The sequence below is a fragment of the Streptomyces triculaminicus genome, assembly GCF_017349075.1.
GTDB lineage: Bacteria > Actinomycetota > Actinomycetes > Streptomycetales > Streptomycetaceae > Streptomyces > Streptomyces triculaminicus.
Genome location: NZ_JAFMOF010000005.1, coordinates 228,607 through 248,876, shown reverse-complemented (window position 1 = coordinate 248,876; position 20,270 = coordinate 228,607). Strand labels below are relative to the sequence as shown.

Sequence of the window (20,270 nt, the reverse complement as noted above, 5' to 3'; positions counted from 1 at the left end):
CCATGCCCCTGGCGCTGCTCGCCCTCGCAGTCTCCGCCTTCGGCATAGGGACGACCGAGTTCGTCATGATGGGCCTGCTGCCCAACGTCGCCGACGACCTGCACACGTCCGTCCCCACCGCCGGATACCTGGTCTCGGCCTACGCCCTCGGCGTCGTCGTCGGCGCCCCCCTGCTCACCGCCCTGGGCTCCCGGATCCCTCGCAAGCGCATGCTCATCCTGCTCATGGCGCTCTTCACCGTCGGGAACCTGGCCTCCGCGCTCGCCCCCACCTTCGGCCCGCTCGTCGCCGCCCGGGTGCTGGCGGGCCTGCCGCACGGCGCCTTCTTCGGCGTGGGGTCCGTCGTCGCCGCCCGGCTGGTGGCCCCGGGGCGGCAGGCCCGGGCCGTCGCCACGATGTTCCTCGGCCTGACCGTCGCCAACATCGTCGGCGTCCCCGCCGCCACCCTGCTGGGGCAGCACCTGGGATGGCGCGCGACGTTCCTCGTCGTGGCCGCGATCGGCCTCGCGGCCATGGCCGCCCTCGCCCGCCTGATCCCCCGGCTGCCGCCCGAGCAGGGCGCGGGGCTGGGCAAGGAGCTGCGCGCCCTGGGCGGCCGCCAGGTGCTGCTGGGCCTGCTGACCACGGTCTTCGGCTTCGCGGGCGTCTTCGCCGTCTACAGCTACCTCTCCGCGATGGCGGTGGAGGTCACCGGCTTCTCCGAAACCTCGGTCACGTTCGTGCTGGCGCTCTTCGGCGTCGGCATGACCCTGGGCGTCCTCGCGGCCGGCCCCCTCACCGACCGCGCCCCGCGCCCCACGCTCTACGGAGCCCTGGCCGGCCTCGCGGCGGTCCTCCTCGTCCTCGACCTCATCGCGCACGTGAAGTGGGCCGTGCTGGTGGCGGTCGTCCTGCTCGGCGCCGCGGGCTCCATGACCAGCACCCCCCTCCAGATGCTCATCATGAACAAGGCCAAGGCCGCGCCGACCCTGGCCGCCGCCTCCAACCACTCGGCCTTCAACCTCGCCAACGCGGGCGGCGCGTGGCTGGGCGGCGCGGCCATCGCGGCGGGCTGGGGCTGGACCTCGCCCACGCTGGTGGGAGCGGCCCTGGCGGTGATGGGCCTGGCGATCGCGGTCCTGGCGGGCGCCCTGGACCGGGGCGAGGACTCCCGCGTGGTGGCGGGGGCACACTGGGAGCATGTGCCGCAGCATCAAGACGCTCAGACCGCCGGTCACGCCCGAGGCGACTGAGGACGACGTCCGCGCCGCCGCCCTGCAGTACGTACGGAAGGTGTCGGGGTTCCACGCCCCGGCCGCGCACAACCGGGCCGTCTTCGACGAAGCCGTCGACGCCGTGGCCGAGGCCACGGCGCGGTTGCTGGACGGGCTGGTGGTGCGGGGCGCGAAGTGAGGCGCCGGGGCCCTTGACGGCGGGCCCGGGGCGGGGTCAGACCTCGCGCCAGGCGTTGGTGATCGGCAGGCGGCGGTCCTTGCCGAAGCCCTTGGCGGAGATCTTCGTGCCCGGCGGGTACTGACGGCGCTTGTACTCCGCCGTGTCCACCAGCCGCAGGACGCGCGTGACGAGCTCCGCGTCGAAGCCCTCCGCGACGATCGAGGCCAGGCCCCGGTCGCGGTCGACGTACAGCTCCAGGATCCGGTCGAGGACCTCGTAGTCGGGCAGCGAGTCCGTGTCCACCTGGCCGGGGCGCAGCTCGGCGCTCGGCGGCTTGGTGATGGAGTTCTCCGGGATCGGCGGGGTCTCGCCGCGTTCGGCCGCCGCCCGGTTGCGCCAGCGGGCGAGGCGGAAGACGCCCGTCTTGTAGACGTCCTTGATCGGGCCGTACGCGCCGACGGAGTCGCCGTAGAGGGTGGAGTAGCCGCACGCCAGCTCGGACTTGTTGCCCGGCGCGAGGACGATGTGGCCCTCCTGGTTGGAGATCGCCATCAGCATCGTGCCGCGCAGCCGCGACTGGAGGTTCTCCTCGGCGAGACCGGTCAGGCTCAGCGCGCCCATGTAGCCGTCGAACATCGGCGCGATCGGCACGGTGCGGAAGTGCAGGCCGGTGCGCCGGGCGAGGTCCTCGGCGTCGGCGAGGGAGTGGTCGGAGGAGTAGCGCGAGGGCATGGCCACGCCGTACACGTTCGCCGCGCCGACCGCGTCGCAGGCGATCGCGGCGACCAGCGCGGAGTCGATGCCTCCGGACAGGCCGATCAGGACGCTGCGGAAGCCGTTCTTCTGTACGTACGCCCGCAGGCCCGTCACCAGCGCCTTGTAGACCTCCTCGTCGTCGCCCAGGTGCGGCGTCTCGCCGCCGGTGAACTCCGGGGCGCGGGAGGGCAGGGGGTCGGCGGAGATCGTGACGTGCTCGATGCGCAGGCCGTCGTCGACGACGCCGGAGGGGGCCTTCGCCGGGGCGGCCGGCAGCTCGAGGTCGAGCACCACGCAGGTCTCCTCGAACTGCGGGGCGCGCGTGATGATCCGGCCGTCGCGGTCGACGACGATCGAGTCGCCGTCGAAGACCAGCTCGTCCTGACCGCCCGTCATGGCCAGGTAGGCGAGGGCGCAGCCGGCCTCCCGGGCCCGGGTGCGGACCAGCTCCAGGCGGGTGTCGTCCTTCTCGCGCTCGTAGGGGGAGGCGTTGACGGAGAGCAGCAGCCCGGCCCCGGCGGAGCGGGTGGCGGGCACGCGGCCGCCGTCCTGCCAGAGGTCCTCGCAGATGGCCAGGGCGACGTCCACGCCGTGCACGCGGATCACCGGCAGCGTGTCACCGGGCACGAAGTAGCGGAACTCGTCGAAGACCCCGTAGTTCGGCAGGTGGTGCTTGGCGAAGGCGAGCACCACCTCGCCGCGGTGCAGGACGGCGGCGGCGTTGCGCGGGGCGCCGGCCGGGCGGCCCAGCTCGTGGACGGCCTCCTCCTGGCGGTCGAGGTAGCCGACGACCACCGGCAGCTCGCCGAGGCCCTCCTCCTCGAGGCGGGCGGCGAGGGAGCGCAGGGCGTCGCGGCTGGCCTCGACGAAGGAGGGGCGCAGCGCCAGGTCCTCGACGGGATAGCCGGTCAGCGCCATCTCGGGGAACGCCACCAGGTGGGCTCCCTGCCCGGCGGAGTGCCGGGTCCAGCGCATGATCGTTTCGGTGTTGCCGGCGATGTCACCGACGCGGGAGTCGATCTGGTTCAGGGCGAGCCGAAGGTGAGCCACGCCACCATGTTAATCGTCTGACTGACGCGATGTGGTGTGAGGGCGGCCACGCGGGGTGCCGGAACGCGAATGCGCCTGGCGACAAAATGTGATCTTGTGACAAGCTGCGCGATCTGCCCGTGGCGAATTCCGGCCACGGGTTCATTGATGTTTTGTCAGAGAATTTCCTTAGGAGACTCGTTGAGCACGCAGCCGCCGCAGTGGGGTCCGCCGTCCCCGAACAGCAGTCCCTACCCTCCGGCCGCGCCCGCCCAGAACCCCTACCCGGGCGGTTACCCCCAGCAGGCGCCCGCCGGCTACGGATACCCGGCCGCCGCCCCGGCCCCCGGCTACCCGCAGCACGGTGCGGCCCATTTCGGTCTGTCGATGAAGCGCCGTAATCCCTTCGCCGCCTGGCTGGGTCTGCCGCTCATCACCTTCGGCATCTACGGCCTGGTCTGGTACTACAAGATCAATAAGGAGATGGCGGAGTTCGACAACCGCCGTCAGATCGACCCCGGGATGTCGCTGCTCGCCGTCACGCTGGGCATGTTCCTGATCGTGCCGCCGTACGTCTCGCTCTACAGGACCGGCCGGCGGATCGCCGACGCCCAGCGCGCCGCGGGCCTGCAGCCCACCTGCAGCGGTGGCCTCGGCCTGCTGCTGGCTTTCCTCGGCTTCTACGGTCTGTACTACCAGATCCAGCTGAACAAGGTCGTCGACCGTTACGGCCAGATCCAGCCCGGCACCCAGGTGCCGCTGGCCGCCTGATCCGGCATCCGCGCGCACCCGCCGCGCGTGAAGGGGCCCGCGCCGCATCCGGCGCGGGCCCCTTCTGCGTGCGGCGCCCGCTAGTCGCGGTAGCCCAGCACCGTCATCATCCCGGACTCCGCGTGGTAGACGTTGTGGCAGTGGATCATCCACAGCCCGGGGTTGTCCGCGTCGAAGTCGGCGCTCAGCCGCTCGCCCGGACGGATGACGGCGGTGTCCTTGCGGGGCCCGCCGCCGGGCAGGGCGAAGGTGTGGCCGTGCAGGTGCATGGGGTGCCACATGGCGGTGTCGTTGACGAACACCAGCCGCACCCGCTCGCCCGCCCGCACCGGGTAGCGCTGATCGGGCGCGTACGTCCTGCCGTCGATGGCCCAGTCGTACTTCGCCATCGAGCCGGTGAGCCGGAGCGTGACCGTACGGTCGGGGCGACGGTCCGTCAGCCGTACGCTCCCGTGGGCCTTCAGCCGGCCGGCGGTCAGCGGGGCGCTCTCCAGCTCCCGCGGGCGTACGTCCTCCGCCGGCGCCGCGCCGCCGCCCGTGCGCAGCAGGGCCAGCGCCGTGCGCTTCTTGCCCTCCGCCAGCGCGGTCAGCGGAAAGACGCCGTCACCGGCCTCGACCAGGACGTCGTAGCGCTCGCCCATGCCGAGCAGGAGGGAGTCCGTCTCCACGTGCTCGACGGGGAAGCCGTCGGTGTGGGTGACGGTCATCCGGTGGCCGCCGAGGGCCACCCGGAAGGCGGTGTCGCCGCCCGCGTTGATCAGGCGGATCCGGATCCGGTCGCCGGGCCTGGCGGTGAAGGTCTGCGGGGCCCGCGGCGTACGGCCGTTGACGAGGTAGTGGGGGTAGGCGACGTCGCCGGCGTCGCCGCCGAGGACGTCGCTGGTGGCGCCCATCAGCATCCGCGAGGGGCCCCCGGGGGCGGGGCTCGCGCCGCCGCCGTGATCCATGCCGCCGTGGTCCATGCCGCCGTGCTTCATACCCCCGTGGTTCATGCCGCCGTGGTCCATGCCCGCCATGCCCTTGGCGAGTTCCGCGAGCACGGCGTCCGGAGTGCTGCCGTCGACCCCGTCGACCCAGTCGTCGAGCACGACGACCCACTCCTTGTCGTACGCCAGCGGCTCCTTGGGGTCCTCCACGATCAGCGGCGCGTACAGCCCCCGGTCCTGCTGGGTGCCCGAGTGGGGGTGCAGCCAGTAGGTGCCGGGGTGGGCGACCTTGAAGCGGTAGTCGAACGACGCCCCGGGCCTGATGGCCCGTTGGGTCAGGCCGGGGGCGCCGTCCATGTCGTTGCGCAGCGCCAGCCCGTGCCAGTGCACGGAGGTGGGCTCGGGCAGGTGGTTGGCGAGGGTGAGGGCGAGCGTGTCGCCGGCGGTGACGCGGATCTCCTCGCCGGGCAGCGCGTCGCCGTACGCCCAGGACGCGACCGTGGTGCCGCCGCCCAGATCGAGCCGGGCCGCGGTGGCGGTGAGCCGGACGGTGCGTACGGCACCGGAGCCGGCGCGCGCGGCCTCGGCGGCGGCGACCTCCTTGCCGTCGGGGGAGACATAGCCGGCCGGGGCGGCCGTACCGCCGGACTTCCCGGGGGAGTCCGAGCAGGCGGCGAGCACGCCGCTTCCGGCCATGGCGAGGCCCGCGCCGAGCACGGCGCGGCGGGTGGTTGTGCGCATGAGGAAGTGCACCTCGTGGGGTGTCGGTGGTGGGTACGGGCGGCAGCGAGCACGCTGCCGGCCTATACGCGCAGCACCGACAACCGGGCGAGGGCCTTGCGCCGTGGCGGTGGAACGGGCCACAGCGAGCGCGAGAACCACGCGCGGGCCGCCACGGGGACCGCGCCGGCGAGGTGGCCCGCCGCGGCGAGGGAGAGAAGAAGGACGGCCGCCGCGCCGGCGCCGAGGACGGCGAGGCAGACGGACATGGGGTCCATGCCGCCGCCGTGCGCCGGATCGCCGGCGTGCGAGGCGTGCGGGGTGTGCGTCGAGGGGGAAGCGGCGGCCGGCGCGGACGGGCGCCCGGGCGCCTCGTGCGTCATGGACGCCGCCATGGCCTGCGACGGGGCGTGGGCGCCGCCGTCGTGGCCGCGCGGGTGGCCGAGTGTGTGCATGGTCACGATGCCCAGCACCAGCGCGGCGAACAGCAGCAGCCGGCCGCACCACGCCGTGGCACCCCGCCGTCCTTGCACCGCCTGCCTCCACCGGCCCGTCGATCGTGACGGCACCCTACCCCCTCGGGGTATCCGGGCCGCGGGCCGGGCCGCCCGGCGGGCCGGACGGGATGTGCGCGCGGGGGCACCAAGGCCCGATTATGGGGCGAAAACGCTCGACGCACGGCCCCGAAGGACGCTCTCCCCCCATGACCCTCACGGAACAGGCGCGGGAGGACAGTCCCCGCGCCGCCGCCGTCCCCGCGCCCGCTCCCACCCGGGCGCAGTTCATCTCGTGGACGACGCTCGCGATGATGACCACCGCCTCCGTGGCGAACCTGCGCCCTTCGCCCTCGATGGCCCTCTACGGGCTGGCCGCCGTCTTCCTCTACCTCCTGCCGGCGGTCGTCTTCCTGCTGCCGACCGCCCTGGTCTCCGCCGAGCTGGCCTCCGGCTGGCCCGGCGGCGTGTACCGGTGGGTCAGCGAGGGGCTGTCCAAGCCGCTGGGCTTCCTGGCCGTGTGGTGCCAGTTCGCGATGACCATCGCGTACTACCCCAGCCTGCTGGCCTATGTGGCCAGCACCTTCGCCTATGTCATCGACCCCTCGCTCGCCGACGACGGCCTCTACATCGCCGTCGTCATCGTGGTCGTCTACTGGGCGGGCGTCCTGATCTCCTCGCGCGGCACCAAGGCGGTGGCCGGGCTCTCGAGCATGGGCCTGGTCGTCGGCACGCTGATCCCCGGCGTCGTCCTGGTCGCCCTCGGCATGGTCTTCCTGGCCCAGGGCAACCCGCCCGCCGCCCCCATGGACACCTCGCACGTCCTCCCGCCGTGGACCGGACTGGCCAGCCTCGTCCTGATCGTCAACAACTTCCTGTCCTACGCGGGCATGGAGATGAACGGCGTCCACGTCTCCGCCCTGCGCGAGCCCGGCCGGCAGTACCCGCGCGCGGTCTTCCTGGCCACCGGACTCGTCCTGCTGATCTTCATCCTGCCCGCGCTGGCCATCAGCTGGGTGATGCCGGGCGAGGACCTGAGCCTGACCGCCGGAGTGATGCAGGCCTTCCAGGGCTTCTTCGACCACTTCCACGTGGGCTGGCTGACCAAGGTCGTGGGCGTCCTGCTCGTGGCCGCGGCGCTCGGCGGCATGCTGACCTGGATGGCCGGGCCGTCCCAGGGCCTGCTGATGGTCTCGCGGCAGGAGGGCTATCTGCCGCCCGTTCTGCAGCGGCTCAACAAGCGCGGCGTCCCCCGCAACATCATGGTCGCCCAGGGCGCGCTGACCACCGTCATCGCGGGCCTGTACGCCTTCCTGCCCGACGTCTCCAGCGCGTACTGGATCTTCTCCGTCGTCACCACGCAGATCTACCTCGTCGTCTACCTGCTGATGTTCGCCGCCGTCGTGCGGCTGCGCGCCCTGCGGCCGGACCGGCCGCGCGGCTTCCGGGTGCCGGCCGTCCACCTGGTGGCGGGCGTCGGCTTCGCCGCCTCCGCCGCGGCGATGTGCATCGGCTTCGTGCCGCCGGAGCAGTTCGGCGGCCAGCCGCTGTGGCGCTACGTGCTGATCGTGGGCGGCGGGCTGCTGACCCTCGGGCTCCTCGCGCCGCTGGCCTTCCTGGCGTTCCGCAAGCCGCACTGGGTGACCGCCGGGGACCGCGAGGCCGACCCGGTCGAGTAGCTTGTGCGTGCTCTCCGGCGACGGGCGGACGGGCGGGGACGACACGAGGGGGACTGGATGAGCGGTACGGAACGGCCACCCGGACGGATGCTGCGCGTCGGCGGCGTCCCCCTGCACGTGGTGTGCGAGGGCTCGGGGCCCGTGTGCGTGCTCAGCGGCGGGCTCGGCATGGGCTGGTTCGACTGGGAACCCGTCGTTCCGCTGCTTTCCCCCTACCGCACGGTGGTCCGCTTCGACCGCCCCGGACTGGGCTTCAGCGCCCCGCCGCTGGGCCCGCCCACCGCCGCCTCCGAGGGCGCCCGCATAGCGGGCGTCCTCGACGCGCTCGGTCTCCCGGGCCCCGCCACTGTCGTCGGCCACTCGCTCGCCGCCTTCCACGCCGAGGCCTTCGCCCGGCTCCACCCCGAGCGCACGGCCGGCCTCGTACTGGCCGACGCCAGCGTCGAGGAGAACGCCCGGCCCGTGCCGGCTCTGGGGCTGCGCACCGCCGCCGCGCACGTGCGCGGCCTGGCCTTCGCCGCCGCCGGGCTGCCCCGCGCCCTGGGGCCCGCGCTGCGCAACCTCAGCGTCCGCGCCGCCTCCCTCACCGGCGACGACCCGGCCCCCGCCGGCCTGGTGCGGCGCGTCTACGGCAGCGGGCGGGTGGTGCGGGCCACGCTGATGGAGAACGCCCGCTACTACGACGTGGCCGCCGAACTCGAGGACCTGCGCACCCACCACCCGCTGCCGCCCGCCCCCGTCACCGTGCTCGCCGCCTCCACCGGCACCGGCTCGGCGGAGGAGCGCCGCTGGCTCGAGCGCCAGCGGGCCCTCGCCGGGCGGCTGGACGGCCGCTTCGAGGCCGTCGCCCCCGCCGGGCACCTGCTGATGTACGACCGGCCGCAGTCCATCGCCGCCGCCGTCCTCGCGACCCCGTTCCTGCGCGGCTGACGCTCCGCCGGGCCTCCTCGTCCGGCCTCTCGTCCGGCCTCCTCACCTGGTCGGCGGCGGCCGGCGGGTGCCGCGCGCGGGCGGACGGCAGTGTGGTCGGCGACAGGGGGCGTCCGGTACGCAGGCGAGGAGTACCCAGGTGAGGCCACAGCACGACCCCACACCGTTCGGCGGCCCGATCGAGCGCGGCGCGGCCTACGTCCTGCAGTGGCGGGCCGACCCCCGCTACGTGCTGTGCGGGCACGCCACCGAGGGCTTCGTCGACGTCCGCGAGCACGGCTCGGTCACCGAACGGCACAGCGCCTGGCACATCGACACCGACACCGGCGTCGTCACCCTCGCCGCCGACGCCCACGACCCCGTGCCCCGTGTGCTGACGCTCCTGCTGGGCCCGGCGGGGCACGGCCCCGCCCTGCGCAGGCTGGCCACCCCCGCCGACACCGCCCAGCGATGGAACTGGACCGGCCGCGCCCTGATGAGCCACAAGCACTCCACGGCCGACAAGCTCGCCCTCCACGTGGGCCGCGAGCGCGGCGCCGGCGGCTACGGGCTGCGGATGGTCCTGCCCAAGAAAGGGGTGCCCGACCACGAATGGCAGCTCAGCCCGTGCACGAGTCCAGCATCTTCGTGAGGGTCTTGCGCTCGTCGGCGGTGATCGACAGGGCGTAGGTGCTCTTCACCGACACCCACGCCCGGCCGTAGACGCACCAGGAGGCACGGTCCGGCGGCTGCCACTGGTCGGGGGACTGGTCGCCCTTGGAACGGTTGGTGGCCGCCGAGACGGTGAGCAGCTGCGGATGCGTCAGGTCGTTGGCGAGCGCCTTGCGGCGGGTGTTGTCCCACTTGTCGGCGCCCGACCGCCAGGCGTTGGCCAGCGGCACGATGTGGTCGATGTCGACCTGGGCGGCCTTGGTGTACGTCTTGCCGTCGTACAGGCTGCGCCAGCTGCCCGAGACGGCCCGGCACTCGGCGTCGCGCTTGACGTCCTTCCCGTCGCGCTCCAGGACCGTCTCGCGGGTGTCGCACTTGTTGCCCTGCTGCGCCCAGTGCGGGAAGGCGGCCCGGCTGTAGCCGGACATCGAGTGCGGCGCCTCCTCCTTCAGCCCCGCCAGCTGCGTCCGGGCCTGTCCGGCCGGCGGCAGGCCGGGCAGGGTGAACGGGTCCTTGCCCTTCGCGTCCGGTTTCCCGCCCCCGGCGTCGTCCTTGCCGCAGCCGGCCGTCCCGGCCAGCGCGACCACGGCGGCCGTGGCGACGGCCGCCGCCCTGACGACGGCCCGAGCCCCGGCCCCGGCGTGACGGAGTTTCCGCATCCGGCATCCCCCCTCGCGTCCCGCGAAGAGGCTTCCCGCCCGGTACGGGAGGAAATCCCGCGGATCGGGAGGGGCAAGATCCACCCTGCGAACGTACGATGCACCCATAAGGCGGAACGGTGCGGCTGCCGCCCGGAAACCCCCCGGTAACCCCGGGACGTGATACTCAAGGTCCAGCCTGTGCCCGCACCCGGTGAAACGAGCCGTCTGACCTGCAAGGATAGGTAGCTATGGATAAGCAGCAGGAGTTCGTGCTCCGCACGCTCGAAGAGCGCGACATCCGGTTCGTCCGGCTGTGGTTCACCGACGTCCTCGGCTACCTGAAGTCCGTGGCCGTCGCCCCCGCGGAGCTCGAGCAGGCCTTCGACGAGGGCATCGGCTTCGACGGGTCCGCGATCGAGGGCTTCGCCCGGGTCTACGAGTCCGACATGATCGCCAAGCCGGACCCGGGGACCTTCCAGATCCTGCCCTGGCGCGCCGAGGCCCCCGGCACCGCCCGGATGTTCTGCGACATCCTCATGCCGGACGGCTCGCCCTCCTACGCCGACCCCCGCTACGTCCTCAAGCGCATCCTGGCCAAGACCTCCGACCTCGGCTTCACCTTCTACACCCACCCCGAGATCGAGTTCTTCCTGCTCAAGGACAAGCCGGTCGACGGCAGCCGCCCGGTGCCCGCCGACTCCTCCGGCTACTTCGACCACACCCCGCAGAACGTCGGCATGGACTTCCGCCGCCAGGCCATCACCATGCTGGAGTCCATGGGCATCTCGGTGGAGTTCAGCCACCACGAGGGCGCCCCCGGCCAGCAGGAGATCGACCTGCGCTACGCCGACGCTCTCTCCACCGCCGACAACATCATGACCTTCCGGCTCGTGATGAAGCAGGTGGCGCTCGAGCAGGGCGTGCAGGCCACGTTCATGCCCAAGCCGTTCTCCGAGTACCCCGGCTCCGGCATGCACACCCACCTCTCCCTCTTCGAGGGCGACCGCAACGCCTTCTACGAGTCCGGCGCCGAGTACCAGCTCTCCAAGGTCGGCAAGTCCTTCATCGCCGGCCTGCTGCGGCACGCGGGCGAGATCTCCGCCGTGACCAACCAGTGGGTCAACTCCTACAAGCGCATCTGGGGCGGCTCCCAGCGCACCGCCGGCGCCGGCGGCGAGGCCCCCTCGTACATCTGCTGGGGCCACAACAACCGCTCGGCCCTCATCCGCGTCCCGATGTACAAGCCCGGCAAGACCGGCTCCACCCGGGTCGAGGTCCGCTCCATCGACTCCGGCGCCAACCCCTACCTGACCTACGCGGTTCTGCTGGCCGCGGGGCTTAAGGGCATCGAAGAGGGGTACGAGCTCCCCGCAGGCGCCGACGACGACGTCTGGGCGCTGTCCGACGCCGAGCGTCGGGCCATGGGCATCGAGCCGCTGCCGCAGAACCTCGGCGAGGCCATCGAGCTCATGGAGCGCAGCGAGCTGGTCGCCGAGACCCTGGGCGAGCACGTCTTCGACTTCTTCCTGCGCAACAAGAAGCAGGAGTGGGAGGAGTACCGCTCCGAGGTCACCGCCTTCGAGCTGCGCAAGATGCTGCCGGTGCTCTGAGCGGGGCCTGGCCCCCACCGCGGACGGACGAAAGGCTCCCGATGACAGTGCCGGAGGGTCGGCGCAGCAGTGCGTACAGCAGGCTGCTGAAGTACGGCTTCACCGACCCGGCCGCCGCCGAGCGGCTGCTGGACGACCCGGTGCTGGGGGCCGTGGGGTCCGATCCGGTGCTGCTCGACGCGCTCGGCGCCACCGCCGACCCCGATCTCGCGCTGCGCGGGCTGCTGCGGCTGGTGGAGGCGCAGGACGCCCGGGGGGACGGGGAGCGGCGGGAGCTGCTGGACACCCTGGTCACCCACAAGCCGCTGCGCGACCGGCTGCTGGGGGTGCTGGGGGTCTCCGAGGCGCTCGGCGACCACCTCTTCCGGCACCCGGGCGACTGGCACGCCCTCGACAGCTTCGAGTCGGCCGATCTGCACCCCGCCACCCCGGAGTTCGAACGGGCCCTGGCCGAGGGCGTCCGGCGCGGGCGCGACGCCGGGCTCACGCCCCCCGACGCGCTGCGCGCCGCCTACCGGCGCTCGCTGCTGGCCATAGCGGCCCGGGACATCAGCGGCACCATCGACGTCGCCCAGACCGCCGCCGAGCTCGCGGACCTGGCCACCGCCACCCTGCGCGCCGCCCTGGAGATCGCGGCCGACGAGCGGCCCGCGGACGCCGCCGCCTGCCGGCTGGCCGTCATCGGCATGGGCAAGTGCGGCGGCCAGGAGCTCAATTACGTCTCCGACGTCGACGTGATCTTCGTGGCGGAGGCGAGGGAGGGCACGCCCGAGGGGCCGGCCCTGCAGGCCGCCACCCGGCTCGCCTCGCGGATGATGCGGGTGTGCTCCGACGTCACCCCCGAGGGCACCATCTGGCCCGTCGACGCCAACCTCCGCCCCGAGGGCCGCAACGGCCCCCTGGTACGCACCCTCACCAGCCACCTCGCCTATTACCAGCGGTGGGCCAAGACCTGGGAGTTCCAGGCCCTGCTCAAGGCCCGGCCCGTCGCGGGCGACCTCGCCCTCGGGCAGGCCTACGTCGCCGCCGTCTCCCCCCTGGTCTGGCAGGCCGCCGAGCGCGAGAACTTCGTCGCCGACGTCCAGCAGATGCGCCGCCGCGTCGTCGAGTCCATCCCCGCCACCCAGGTCGAACGCGAGCTCAAGCTCGGCCCCGGAGGCCTGCGCGACGTCGAATTCGCCGTCCAGCTGCTGCAGTTGGTGCACGGCCGCAGCGACGCCGGCCTGCGCAGCGGCAGCACCCTCGAGGCGCTGGCCGCCCTCGCCGCCGGCGGCTACGTCGGCCGCGAGGACGCCAAGGCGCTCGACTCCGCCTACCGCTTCCTGCGCGCTCTGGAACACCGCATCCAGCTCTACCGGCTGCGCCGCACCCACCTCGTCCCCGAGGACGAGGCCGACCTGCGCCGGCTGGGCCGCTCGCTGGGCCGTACCTGCGACTGGCCCGCCGGCAAGGAGCCCGTCGCCGAACTCGGCAGGCAGTGGCGGCTGCACGCCCGCGAGGTGCGGCGCCTGCACGAGAAGCTCTTCTACCGGCCCCTGCTGGACGCCGTCGCCCAGCTCGAGCCCGGTGAGATCCGGCTCAGCCCCAAGGCCGCCGGCCAGCGCCTGGAGGCCCTCGGCTACGCCGACCCGGCCGGCGCCCTGCGCCACCTGGAGGCCCTCGCCTCCGGCGTCACCCGCAAGGCGGCCATCCAGCGCACCCTGCTGCCCGTGCTGCTCGGCTGGTTCGCCGACTCCGCCGAGCCCGACGCCGGACTGTTCAACTTCCGCAAGGTCTCCGACGCCCTGGGCCGCACCCCCTGGTACCTGCGCCTGCTGCGCGACGAAGGGGTGGCCGCCGAGAACCTCGCCCGGGTGCTCTCCGCCGGGCGCCTCGCCCCCGACCTGCTGCTGCGCGCCCCCGAGGCCGTCGCCCTGCTCGGCGACCCCGGCGGCCTGCGCCCGCGCGGCCGCGAGGCCCTCGAGCAGGAGGTGATGGCCGCGGTCGGCCGCGCCGAGGACGCCGAGGCGGCGATCGTCGCCGCGCGCGGCGTGCGCCGCCGCGAGCTGTTCCGCACGGCCGCCGCCGACATCATCGGCGCCTACGGCCACACCGGCGACGGCCCCCACGCCACCGGCGAGCACGGCATCGGCTCCCGCGGCCACGCCGAGACCGCCGGCAGCGACCCGGGCGCCCGCGTACGGACCGTCGGCGACGCCGTCTCCGACATCAACGCCGCCACCATCGCCGGGGCCCTGCGCGCCGCCGTGCGGGCCGAGTGGGGCGACACCCTGCCCACCCGCTTCGCCGTCATCGCCATGGGCCGCTTCGGCGGCCACGAGCAGGGCTACGGCTCCGACGCCGACGTCCTCTTCGTCCACGAGCCGCGCGAGGGCGTCAGCGACGAGGAGGCCGGCAAGGCCGCCTTCGCCGTCGCCGGCGAGATGCGCCGCCTGCTGCAACTGCCCACCACCGACCCCCCGCTGCTGGTCGACGCCGACCTGCGGCCGGAGGGCAAGTCGGGGCCCATCGTGCGCAGCCTCGGCTCGTACGCCGCCTACTACCGGCGCTGGTCGCTGGTGTGGGAGAGCCAGGCCCTGCTCAGGGCCGAGCCGGTGGCCGGCGACGAGGAGCTGGGGCGGCGCTTCGTCGATCTGATCGACCCGCTGCGCTACCCCGCCGAGGGGCTGGGCGAGGACGCCGTGCGCGAGATCCGGCGGCTGAAGGCCCGCATGGAGAGCGAGCGGCTGCCGCGCGGCGCCGACCCCACCACCCACACCAAGCTCGGCCGTGGCGGGCTGTCGGACGTGGAGTGGACCGTGCAGCTGCTGCAGATGCGGCACGCCTGGGCCGAGCCGGGCCTGCGCACCACCCGCACCCGCGAGGCGCTGGCCGCGGCCTGCGCCGCGCGGCTGCTCTCCACCGAGGACGCCCGCATCCTGGACGAGGCCTGGGTGCTGGCCACGAGCGTGCGCAACGCCGTCATGCTCGTGCGCGGCCGTGCCGGGGACACGTTCCCCACCGACGCCCGGGAGCTGGCCGCCGTCGGGCGCTACCTCGGCTACGGACCGGGCCACGTGGGGGAGATGCTGGACGACTACCGCCGCACCACCCGGCGCGCCCGGGCCGTGGTCGAGGAGCTGTTCTACGGGGCCTGACCGGCCGCTCGGCGGCCGGCGGACCCCGTACCTCCCAGCATGCGGCTAGGCGCGGCGCACCGCCACATGGCGGGCCAGCCGGAAGGGGAACGCCCGGTACCAGGCGTAGGAGAGCGCGAAGCCGAACGCCAGGCAGAGCACCCCGCCCACGGCGTCCAGCCAGAAGTGGTTGGCGGTCGAGACGATCACGACCAGCGTCACCACCGGGTACAGCACCGCCAGCACGCGCGCCCACACCGCCCGCGTCAGCATGGCGATGGTCAGGCCGCACCACGTCGACCAGCCGATGTGCATCGACGGCATCGCGGCGTACTGGTTCGAGACGTCGGCCAGGTTGCCCGACGCCATCGAGCCCCAGGTGTGGTGCACCACGACCGTGTCGACGAAGCCGATGTTCTCCATCAGCCGCGGCGGCGCGAGCGGATACAGGTAGTAGCCGAGCAGGGCCACGCCCGTGGTGGCGAAGAGGGCGAGGCGGGCGGCGGCGTACCGCCCGGGATGCCAGCGGTAGAGCCAGACCAGCACGCCGATCGTCAGCAGGAAATGCAGCGTGGCGTAGTAGTAGTTCATGCCCACGACCAGCCACGTCACCGAATTCACGGCCCTGTTGACGGTGTGCTCCACGGCGATGTGCAGGGTCTGCTCGGCCCGCCAGATCCAGTCGGCGTTGCGCAGCGCCGCCGCCCGCTGCTCGGGGACGGCGTTGCGGACGAGCGAATACGTCCAGTAACTCACCGCGATCAGCAGCACCTCGAACCACAGGCGGGGGTGGCGCGGGGAGCGCAGCCTGCGCAGAAAGCGATGTTCCGCCGGCGGCGCGTCCCCCCGCTCCACGGTGGGTGGCGGGGCGGCCGTCCGGCCTTCCAGGGTCCTTGCTGTCGCTTCACCCATAGGGGAAGAGTCTGCCAGAAAGCGCCCGTCCGCAGATCGTCCTCAGGTCTGGTCCCCGCCCCTCAGCGCCCCTGGGGCGCGGGCCCTGATCCTTCCGCAGGGGTGTCCGGGCGCGGCCCCGGCGCCGACGCCGTCGACCCCCGGACCACCAGCTCGGGCAGGAAGACGAACTCGCTGTGCGGGGCCGGGGTGCCGCCGATCTCCTCCAGCAGTGCACGCACCGCCGCCTGCCCCATCGACCGCACCGGCTGCCGGATCGTGGTCAGCGGCGGATCGGTGAACGCGATCAGCGGCGAGTCGTCGAAGCCCACCACCGAGACGTCGCGCGGCACTTCGAGGCCGTGCTGACGCGCCCCCCGGATCACCCCCAGCGCCATCATGTCGCTGGCGCACACCACCGCCGTGCACCCCCGGTCGATGAGCGCGGAGGCCGCCGCCTGACCACCCTCAAGGGTGAACAGCGAATGCTCGATCAGCCGCTCCGCCTCCGTCTCGGGCACCCCCAGCACCTCGCGCATGCTCAGCAGGAAGCCCTCGATCTTGCGCTGCACCGGGACGTACCGCCGGGGCCCGAGCGCCAGCCCGATCCGCCGGTGGCCCAGTGCGGCCAAATGGGTGACGGCCAGCCGCACCGCGGCCCGGTCGTCGGGGGAGACGAACGGCGCCCGCACCTTCGACGAGAAGCCGTTGATCAGCACGAACGGCACGCCCTGGGCGCGCAGCCGCTCGTAGCGCTGCATGTCGGCGGAGGTGTCCGCGTGCAGCCCGGAGACGAAGAGGATGCCGGCCACGCCACGGTCGACGAGCATCTCCGTCAGCTCGTCCTCCGTGGACCCGCCGGGCGTCTGGGTGGCCAGCACGGGGGTGTACCCCTGGCGGGTGAGGGCCTGGCCGATCACCTGGGCGAAGGCCGGGAAGATGGGGTTGTCCAGCTCGGGGGTGATCAGCCCGACCAGTCCCTCGCTGCGCTGCCGCAGCCGGACGGGCCGTTCGTAGCCCAGTACGTCGAGCGCGGCCAGCACGGACTGGCGGGTGGAGGCGGCCACCCCCGGCTTTCCGTTGAGAACGCGACTGACGGTTGCTTCGCTGACACCCGCCTGGGCTGCGATATCGGCTAGCCGGGCGGTCACAGGAGGTGACTGTACCGGTCGCATCTCAGACTGCCCACCACACACATGTATTCGCAGGGATTCTGACCGTTCCGCCAGAGAATTCCAGGGCCTCGGTGGCCAGCACCGGACGGCCCGGCACCGGCAGGGTCGCCTCGCCGTCGAGCGTGTTGAGCGTGCACACAAAGCCCGGCCGGGAGAACGCCAGCACGCCCTCCGGCGCGTCGAGCCACGTCATCTCCCCGTCGCCCAGCCCCGGCAGCTCCCGCCGCAGCGCCATCGCCGAGCGGTACAGCTCCAGGGTGGAGCGCGGGTCTCCCGACTGCGCCTCCACCGACAGGGCCGCCCACGCCTCGGGCTGCGGCAGCCAGCTCCCGCCCGGCCCGAAGCCGAACGGCGCCTGCCCGCCCGACCACGGCAGCGGCACCCGGCAGCCGTCGCGCGTACCGTCCTGCCCGTCGCCCCGGAAGAACGCCGGGTCCTGGCGCACCTCGTCCGGCAGGTCCACGACCTCGGGCAGCCCCAGCTCCTCGCCCTGGTAGACGTACACCGAGCCCGGCAGCGCCAGCATCAGCAGCGCGGCCGCCCGCGCCCGGCGCAGGCCCAGCTCCCCGTCGCCGGCGCCGTAACGGGTGGCGTGCCGCACCACGTCGTGGTTGGACAGCACCCACGTCGTGGGCGCCCCCACCGACAGGGTGGCGGCCAGCGACTCGTCGATGACCTCCCGCATCGGGCGCGCGCCCCAGTCGCAGGTCAGGAACTGGAAGTTGAACGCCTGGTGCAGCTCGTCCGGGCGTACGTACAGCGCCAGCCGCTCCGACGTCGGCGCCCACGCCTCCGCCACCCCGATCCGCTGACCCGGGTAGGAGTCCAGCAGCCGCCGCCAGGCGCGGTGGATCTCGTGCACCCCGTCCTGGTCGAAGAACGGCAGCACCTGCGCGCCGATCAGCTTCGCCTGCTCGGTGCGCCCGATGTCCGGCAGCCCCGGCGCCTTGACCATGCCGTGCGCCACGTCGATCCGGAAGCCGTCCACGCCCAGGTCCAGCCAGAACCGCAGCACGGACTCGAACTCGGCCCGCACCTCGGCGTTGTCCCAGTTGAGGTCCGGCTGCTCGGGCGCGAACAGGTGGAGGTACCACTCGCCCGGCGTGCCGTCCGCGTCCGTGGTGCGGGTCCAGGCCGGACCGCCGAAGACGGACTCCCAGTCGTTCGGTGGGAGTTCGCCGGACGGGCCCCGGCCGGGACGGAAGTGGTAGCGCTCGCGGGCCGCCCCCTCCGACCGGTCCGCGAGCGCGGCCTCGAACCAGGCGTGCCGGTCGGAGGTGTGGTTCGGCACGATGTCCACGATGACCCGCAGCCCCAGCCGGTGCGCCTCGCGGACCAGGTCGTCCGCGTCCGACAGCTCCCCGAACAGCGGGTCCACGGCCCGGTAGTCCGCCACGTCGTAGCCGCCGTCCGCCTGCGGCGAGGCGTAGAACGGCGTCAGCCACAGCGCGTCCACGCCCAGGCCCGCCAGGTACGGCAGCCGCTGCCGGATGCCCCGCAGATCGCCGATGCCGTCCCCGTCGCTGTCGGCGAACGAGCGCACGTACACCTGGTAGATGACAGCGCTGCGCCACCAGCCGTCGGCCTGCCGGGAGGCGTCGGCGGCCGGGCGGACGGAGGGCGCCAGATCCTGGGTCATGTACTTCCTATCGGCTCGTAGTCACGTAGTACGGGTCGTGTGCAGGGCTCAACGACGGTGCGCGCACAAGGTCAGCCCTTGGTGCCGCCGGCGGTGAGCCCCGCCACCAGGTGTCGCTGGGCGACGAAGAAGACCAGGCCGGCCGGGACGGTGATCAGCACGGCGGCCGCCGTCATCAGCCCCCACTCGGCCTTCTGCTGGCCGACGAACGTCTGCAGGCCGACCGCCAGCGTGTAGTGGTCCTCGCTGCTCATGAACTGGCTGGCGAAGGCGACCTCGCCCCAGGCCGTGATGAAGGAGTAGAAGCCGGTCACGGCCAGCCCCGGCCGGGCCAGCGGCAGGATCAGCCGCCAGAACGTGCCGAACGGCGTGAGCCCGTCGACCCGGCCCGCCTCGTCGATCTCGGCCGGGATCGAGTCGAAGTAGCCCTTGAGCATCCACGCGCAGAACGGCACCGACACCGAGCAGTAGGTGAGGATCAGACCGGCGTGGGAGTCCAGCAGCTCGAGCTGCCCGAGGATGGTGTAGAGCGGCACGATCAGCACCGCCATCGGGAACATCTGCACCACGAGGAAGGTCCACATCAGCGGCCGCTGCCCGGGGAAGCGCATCCGGGAGACGGCGTAGCCGGCGGTCGCCGAGATGAGGACGCCCACGACGGTCGCGCCGAGGGCCACCACCACGGAGTTGCCGAACCACGTGAGGAACTTCGTCTCGCCCAGGATGTGGGTGTAGTTGGAGAGGTCGAAGCCCGTGAACTTCGTGGGCTCCTGCCAGCCGTCCCGCCCGCGCAGCGAGACGAGGACGATGAACAGGACGGGGAAGAGCGAGATCAGCGAGGCGGTGATCAGCGCGGTGTGCAGGGCGACGGAGGCCACGCGCGAGCGCTGCCCGCGCCCGCGCGGCCTGGGGGTGGTGGCGCTCATCGCTGGGCCTCCTGTCGGGCGAGCATCCGGCGGTAGAAGGTGGCGAAGACCAGCAGGAGGGAGAGGATGAGGATCCCGTACGTCGCCGACCCGGCGTAGTCGCGGATCCCCTGGAACGCCAGGCGGTAGGCGTACGTCACCAGGATCTCGCTGTCCGAGCTCGCGCCCTGCCCGATCAGCAGGTAGATCACCTGGAACATGTTGAACGTCCAGATGACGCCCAGCAGGATCACCGTGCCGCTCACCGGCCGCAGCCCCGGCAGGGTCACGTGCCGGAAGCGCTGCCACGGCGAGGCGCCGTCCATCTCGGCGGCCTCGTGCAGCTCGCCCGGGATGGCCTGCAGGCCGCCGAGGATGGCCACCATCATGAACGGCACGCCCAGCCACACGTTGACCGCGACCGCCGCCATCTTCTGCAGCGTGCTGTCGCCGAGCCAGTCCACCGGGTCCATGCCCAGCCCGGTCAGGAAGGCGTTCAGCACGCCGTACTTCTCGTTGAACATCAGCCGCCAGGAGAACGTGGCGACGAACGCCGGCACCGCCCAGGGAAGGATCAGCAGCACCCGGTACAGGGCCCGGAAACGGACCTCCCGGTTGAGCAGCAGGGCCATCCCCAGGCCGATGGCGTAGTGCAGGAAGACGCAGGCCGCGGTCCAGACGACGGTCCAGGTCAGGCGCGAGTAGAAGTGGCCGTCCTGGCCGGAGAGCACCTTCCAGTAGTTGTCGAGTCCGACGAACTCGTAGGTGGCGGCGATGTGGTTGACGCCGATGGTGCGGCCGACGCTGGCCTCGTTGGCGTCCGTGAGGGAGAGGTAGATGCCCTTCCCCAGCGGATAGCCGACGAGCACGGCCAGCACGATGACGACGGGCAGCACCATCGCCCACGCGTACCAGTGGGTGCCGAAGGAGCGCCTGACCTTGGTGACGACTGTGGCCATCGGG

Annotated in this window: 17 protein-coding genes; 8 read left to right on the top strand and 9 right to left on the bottom strand. The window is 72.9% G+C overall.

What is annotated here, in order from left to right; translation table 11 throughout:
• The first annotated feature begins 2 nt into the window (after positions 1-2).
• Positions 3-1,232: an MFS transporter gene (locus J1792_RS29430; protein ID WP_207248570.1), complete on the top strand. Its 1,230-nt coding sequence runs from the start codon at positions 3-5 to the stop codon at positions 1,230-1,232.
• A complete protein-coding gene (locus J1792_RS29425; RefSeq protein ID WP_086572359.1) occupies positions 1,180-1,392 on the top strand; it encodes a DUF2277 domain-containing protein in 213 nt (70 codons plus the stop codon). The genes J1792_RS29430 and J1792_RS29425 overlap by 53 nt, the downstream gene beginning before the upstream one ends.
• A gap of 36 nt (positions 1,393-1,428) precedes the next feature.
• Here J1792_RS29425 and J1792_RS29420 read toward each other — a convergent pair whose 3' ends face one another.
• Positions 1,429-3,180: an NAD+ synthase gene (locus tag J1792_RS29420; protein WP_207248569.1), complete on the bottom strand. Its 1,752-nt coding sequence runs from the start codon at positions 3,178-3,180 to the stop codon at positions 1,429-1,431.
• Between the two features lie 180 nt (positions 3,181-3,360).
• On the opposite strand from J1792_RS29420, the gene J1792_RS29415 reads away from it, so the two are divergent.
• Positions 3,361-3,930 (top strand): DUF4234 domain-containing protein, encoded by a 570-nt coding sequence (locus J1792_RS29415; protein WP_242646805.1) that lies wholly within the window; start codon positions 3,361-3,363, stop codon positions 3,928-3,930.
• A gap of 80 nt (positions 3,931-4,010) precedes the next feature.
• Here J1792_RS29415 and J1792_RS29410 read toward each other — a convergent pair whose 3' ends face one another.
• Together J1792_RS29410 and J1792_RS29405 are read right to left on the bottom strand one after the other, a co-directional pair.
• Positions 4,011-5,597, bottom strand: a complete 1,587-nt coding sequence (locus tag J1792_RS29410) for a multicopper oxidase family protein (protein WP_207248568.1) — start codon at positions 5,595-5,597, stop codon at positions 4,011-4,013.
• A 62-nt stretch (positions 5,598-5,659) separates the two neighbouring features.
• A complete protein-coding gene (locus J1792_RS29405; protein WP_086572364.1) occupies positions 5,660-6,109 on the bottom strand; it encodes a DUF6153 family protein in 450 nt (149 codons plus the stop codon).
• 170 nt (positions 6,110-6,279) lie between these two features.
• Between J1792_RS29405 and gadC the strand changes: the two genes are divergently transcribed.
• The 3 genes from gadC (at position 6,280) to J1792_RS29390 (ending at position 9,310) form a co-directional block, all read left to right on the top strand.
• Positions 6,280-7,749 (top strand): glutamate/gamma-aminobutyrate antiporter GadC, encoded by a 1,470-nt coding sequence (gadC, locus tag J1792_RS29400; protein WP_086572366.1) that lies wholly within the window; start codon positions 6,280-6,282, stop codon positions 7,747-7,749.
• Between the two features lie 57 nt (positions 7,750-7,806).
• The gene (locus tag J1792_RS29395) at positions 7,807-8,679 is read left to right on the top strand and encodes an alpha/beta fold hydrolase (RefSeq protein WP_086572368.1); all 873 of its coding nucleotides are present in this window, start codon (positions 7,807-7,809) and stop codon (positions 8,677-8,679) included.
• Positions 8,680-8,818: 139 nt separating this feature from the next.
• Positions 8,819-9,310, top strand: coding sequence for a hypothetical protein (locus tag J1792_RS29390; RefSeq protein WP_086572370.1), 492 nt, complete (start codon positions 8,819-8,821; stop codon positions 9,308-9,310).
• On the opposite strand, the gene J1792_RS29385 is transcribed toward J1792_RS29390, so the two are convergent.
• Positions 9,279-9,989, bottom strand: a complete 711-nt coding sequence (locus J1792_RS29385) for an HNH endonuclease family protein (protein WP_086572372.1) — start codon at positions 9,987-9,989, stop codon at positions 9,279-9,281. The genes J1792_RS29390 and J1792_RS29385 overlap by 32 nt on opposite strands.
• Positions 9,990-10,219: 230 nt before the next feature.
• Here J1792_RS29385 and glnA2 point away from each other — a divergent pair, with 230 nt between their 5' ends.
• Both glnA2 and J1792_RS29375 read left to right on the top strand, forming a co-directional pair.
• Positions 10,220-11,581: a gamma-glutamylpolyamine synthetase GlnA2 gene (glnA2, locus tag J1792_RS29380; protein ID WP_086572374.1), complete on the top strand. Its 1,362-nt coding sequence runs from the start codon at positions 10,220-10,222 to the stop codon at positions 11,579-11,581.
• A 41-nt stretch (positions 11,582-11,622) separates the two neighbouring features.
• The gene (locus tag J1792_RS29375; RefSeq protein WP_086572376.1) at positions 11,623-14,718 is read left to right on the top strand and encodes a bifunctional [glutamine synthetase] adenylyltransferase/[glutamine synthetase]-adenylyl-L-tyrosine phosphorylase; all 3,096 of its coding nucleotides are present in this window, start codon (positions 11,623-11,625) and stop codon (positions 14,716-14,718) included.
• 45 nt (positions 14,719-14,763) lie between these two features.
• Here J1792_RS29375 and J1792_RS29370 read toward each other — a convergent pair whose 3' ends face one another.
• The 5 genes from J1792_RS29370 to J1792_RS29350 form a co-directional block, all read right to left on the bottom strand.
• Positions 14,764-15,609: a phosphatase PAP2 family protein gene (locus tag J1792_RS29370; protein WP_086572378.1), complete on the bottom strand. Its 846-nt coding sequence runs from the start codon at positions 15,607-15,609 to the stop codon at positions 14,764-14,766.
• 62 nt (positions 15,610-15,671) lie between these two features.
• Positions 15,672-16,739 (bottom strand): LacI family DNA-binding transcriptional regulator, encoded by a 1,068-nt coding sequence (locus J1792_RS29365; RefSeq protein ID WP_307843125.1) that lies wholly within the window; start codon positions 16,737-16,739, stop codon positions 15,672-15,674.
• 25 nt (positions 16,740-16,764) lie between these two features.
• Entirely contained in the window at positions 16,765-18,402 is a 1,638-nt protein-coding gene (locus J1792_RS29360) for a glycoside hydrolase family 13 protein (protein WP_207248566.1), read from the bottom strand.
• A gap of 71 nt (positions 18,403-18,473) precedes the next feature.
• On the bottom strand, positions 18,474-19,328 hold the full coding sequence (locus J1792_RS29355) for a sugar ABC transporter permease (protein ID WP_086572383.1): 855 nt from the start codon (positions 19,326-19,328) through the stop codon (positions 18,474-18,476).
• Entirely contained in the window at positions 19,325-20,266 is a 942-nt protein-coding gene (locus J1792_RS29350) for a carbohydrate ABC transporter permease (protein ID WP_207248565.1), read from the bottom strand. The genes J1792_RS29355 and J1792_RS29350 overlap by 4 nt, the downstream gene beginning before the upstream one ends.
• Between the last annotated feature and the right edge of the window lie 4 nt (positions 20,267-20,270).

Excerpts from the sequence above, each read along its gene's own strand:
- J1792_RS29430 (WP_207248570.1), top strand. The coding sequence starts at position 3 with ATGCCCCTGGCGCTGCTCGCCCTCGCAGTCTCCGCCTTCGGCATAGGG.
- J1792_RS29425 (WP_086572359.1), top strand. The coding sequence starts at position 1,180 with ATGTGCCGCAGCATCAAGACGCTCAGACCGCCGGTCACGCCCGAGGCG.
- J1792_RS29410 (WP_207248568.1), bottom strand. The coding sequence starts at position 5,597 with ATGCGCACAACCACCCGCCGCGCCGTGCTCGGCGCGGGCCTCGCCATG.
- gadC (WP_086572366.1), top strand. The coding sequence starts at position 6,280 with ATGACCCTCACGGAACAGGCGCGGGAGGACAGTCCCCGCGCCGCCGCC.
- J1792_RS29395 (WP_086572368.1), top strand. The coding sequence starts at position 7,807 with ATGAGCGGTACGGAACGGCCACCCGGACGGATGCTGCGCGTCGGCGGC.
- J1792_RS29385 (WP_086572372.1), bottom strand. The coding sequence starts at position 9,989 with ATGCGGAAACTCCGTCACGCCGGGGCCGGGGCTCGGGCCGTCGTCAGG.
- glnA2 (WP_086572374.1), top strand. The coding sequence starts at position 10,220 with ATGGATAAGCAGCAGGAGTTCGTGCTCCGCACGCTCGAAGAGCGCGAC.
- J1792_RS29375 (WP_086572376.1), top strand. The coding sequence starts at position 11,623 with ATGACAGTGCCGGAGGGTCGGCGCAGCAGTGCGTACAGCAGGCTGCTG.
- J1792_RS29370 (WP_086572378.1), bottom strand. The coding sequence starts at position 15,609 with ATGGGTGAAGCGACAGCAAGGACCCTGGAAGGCCGGACGGCCGCCCCG.
- J1792_RS29360 (WP_207248566.1), bottom strand. The coding sequence starts at position 18,402 with ATGACCCAGGATCTGGCGCCCTCCGTCCGCCCGGCCGCCGACGCCTCC.
- J1792_RS29355 (WP_086572383.1), bottom strand. The coding sequence starts at position 19,328 with ATGAGCGCCACCACCCCCAGGCCGCGCGGGCGCGGGCAGCGCTCGCGC.
- J1792_RS29350 (WP_207248565.1), bottom strand. The coding sequence starts at position 20,266 with ATGGCCACAGTCGTCACCAAGGTCAGGCGCTCCTTCGGCACCCACTGG.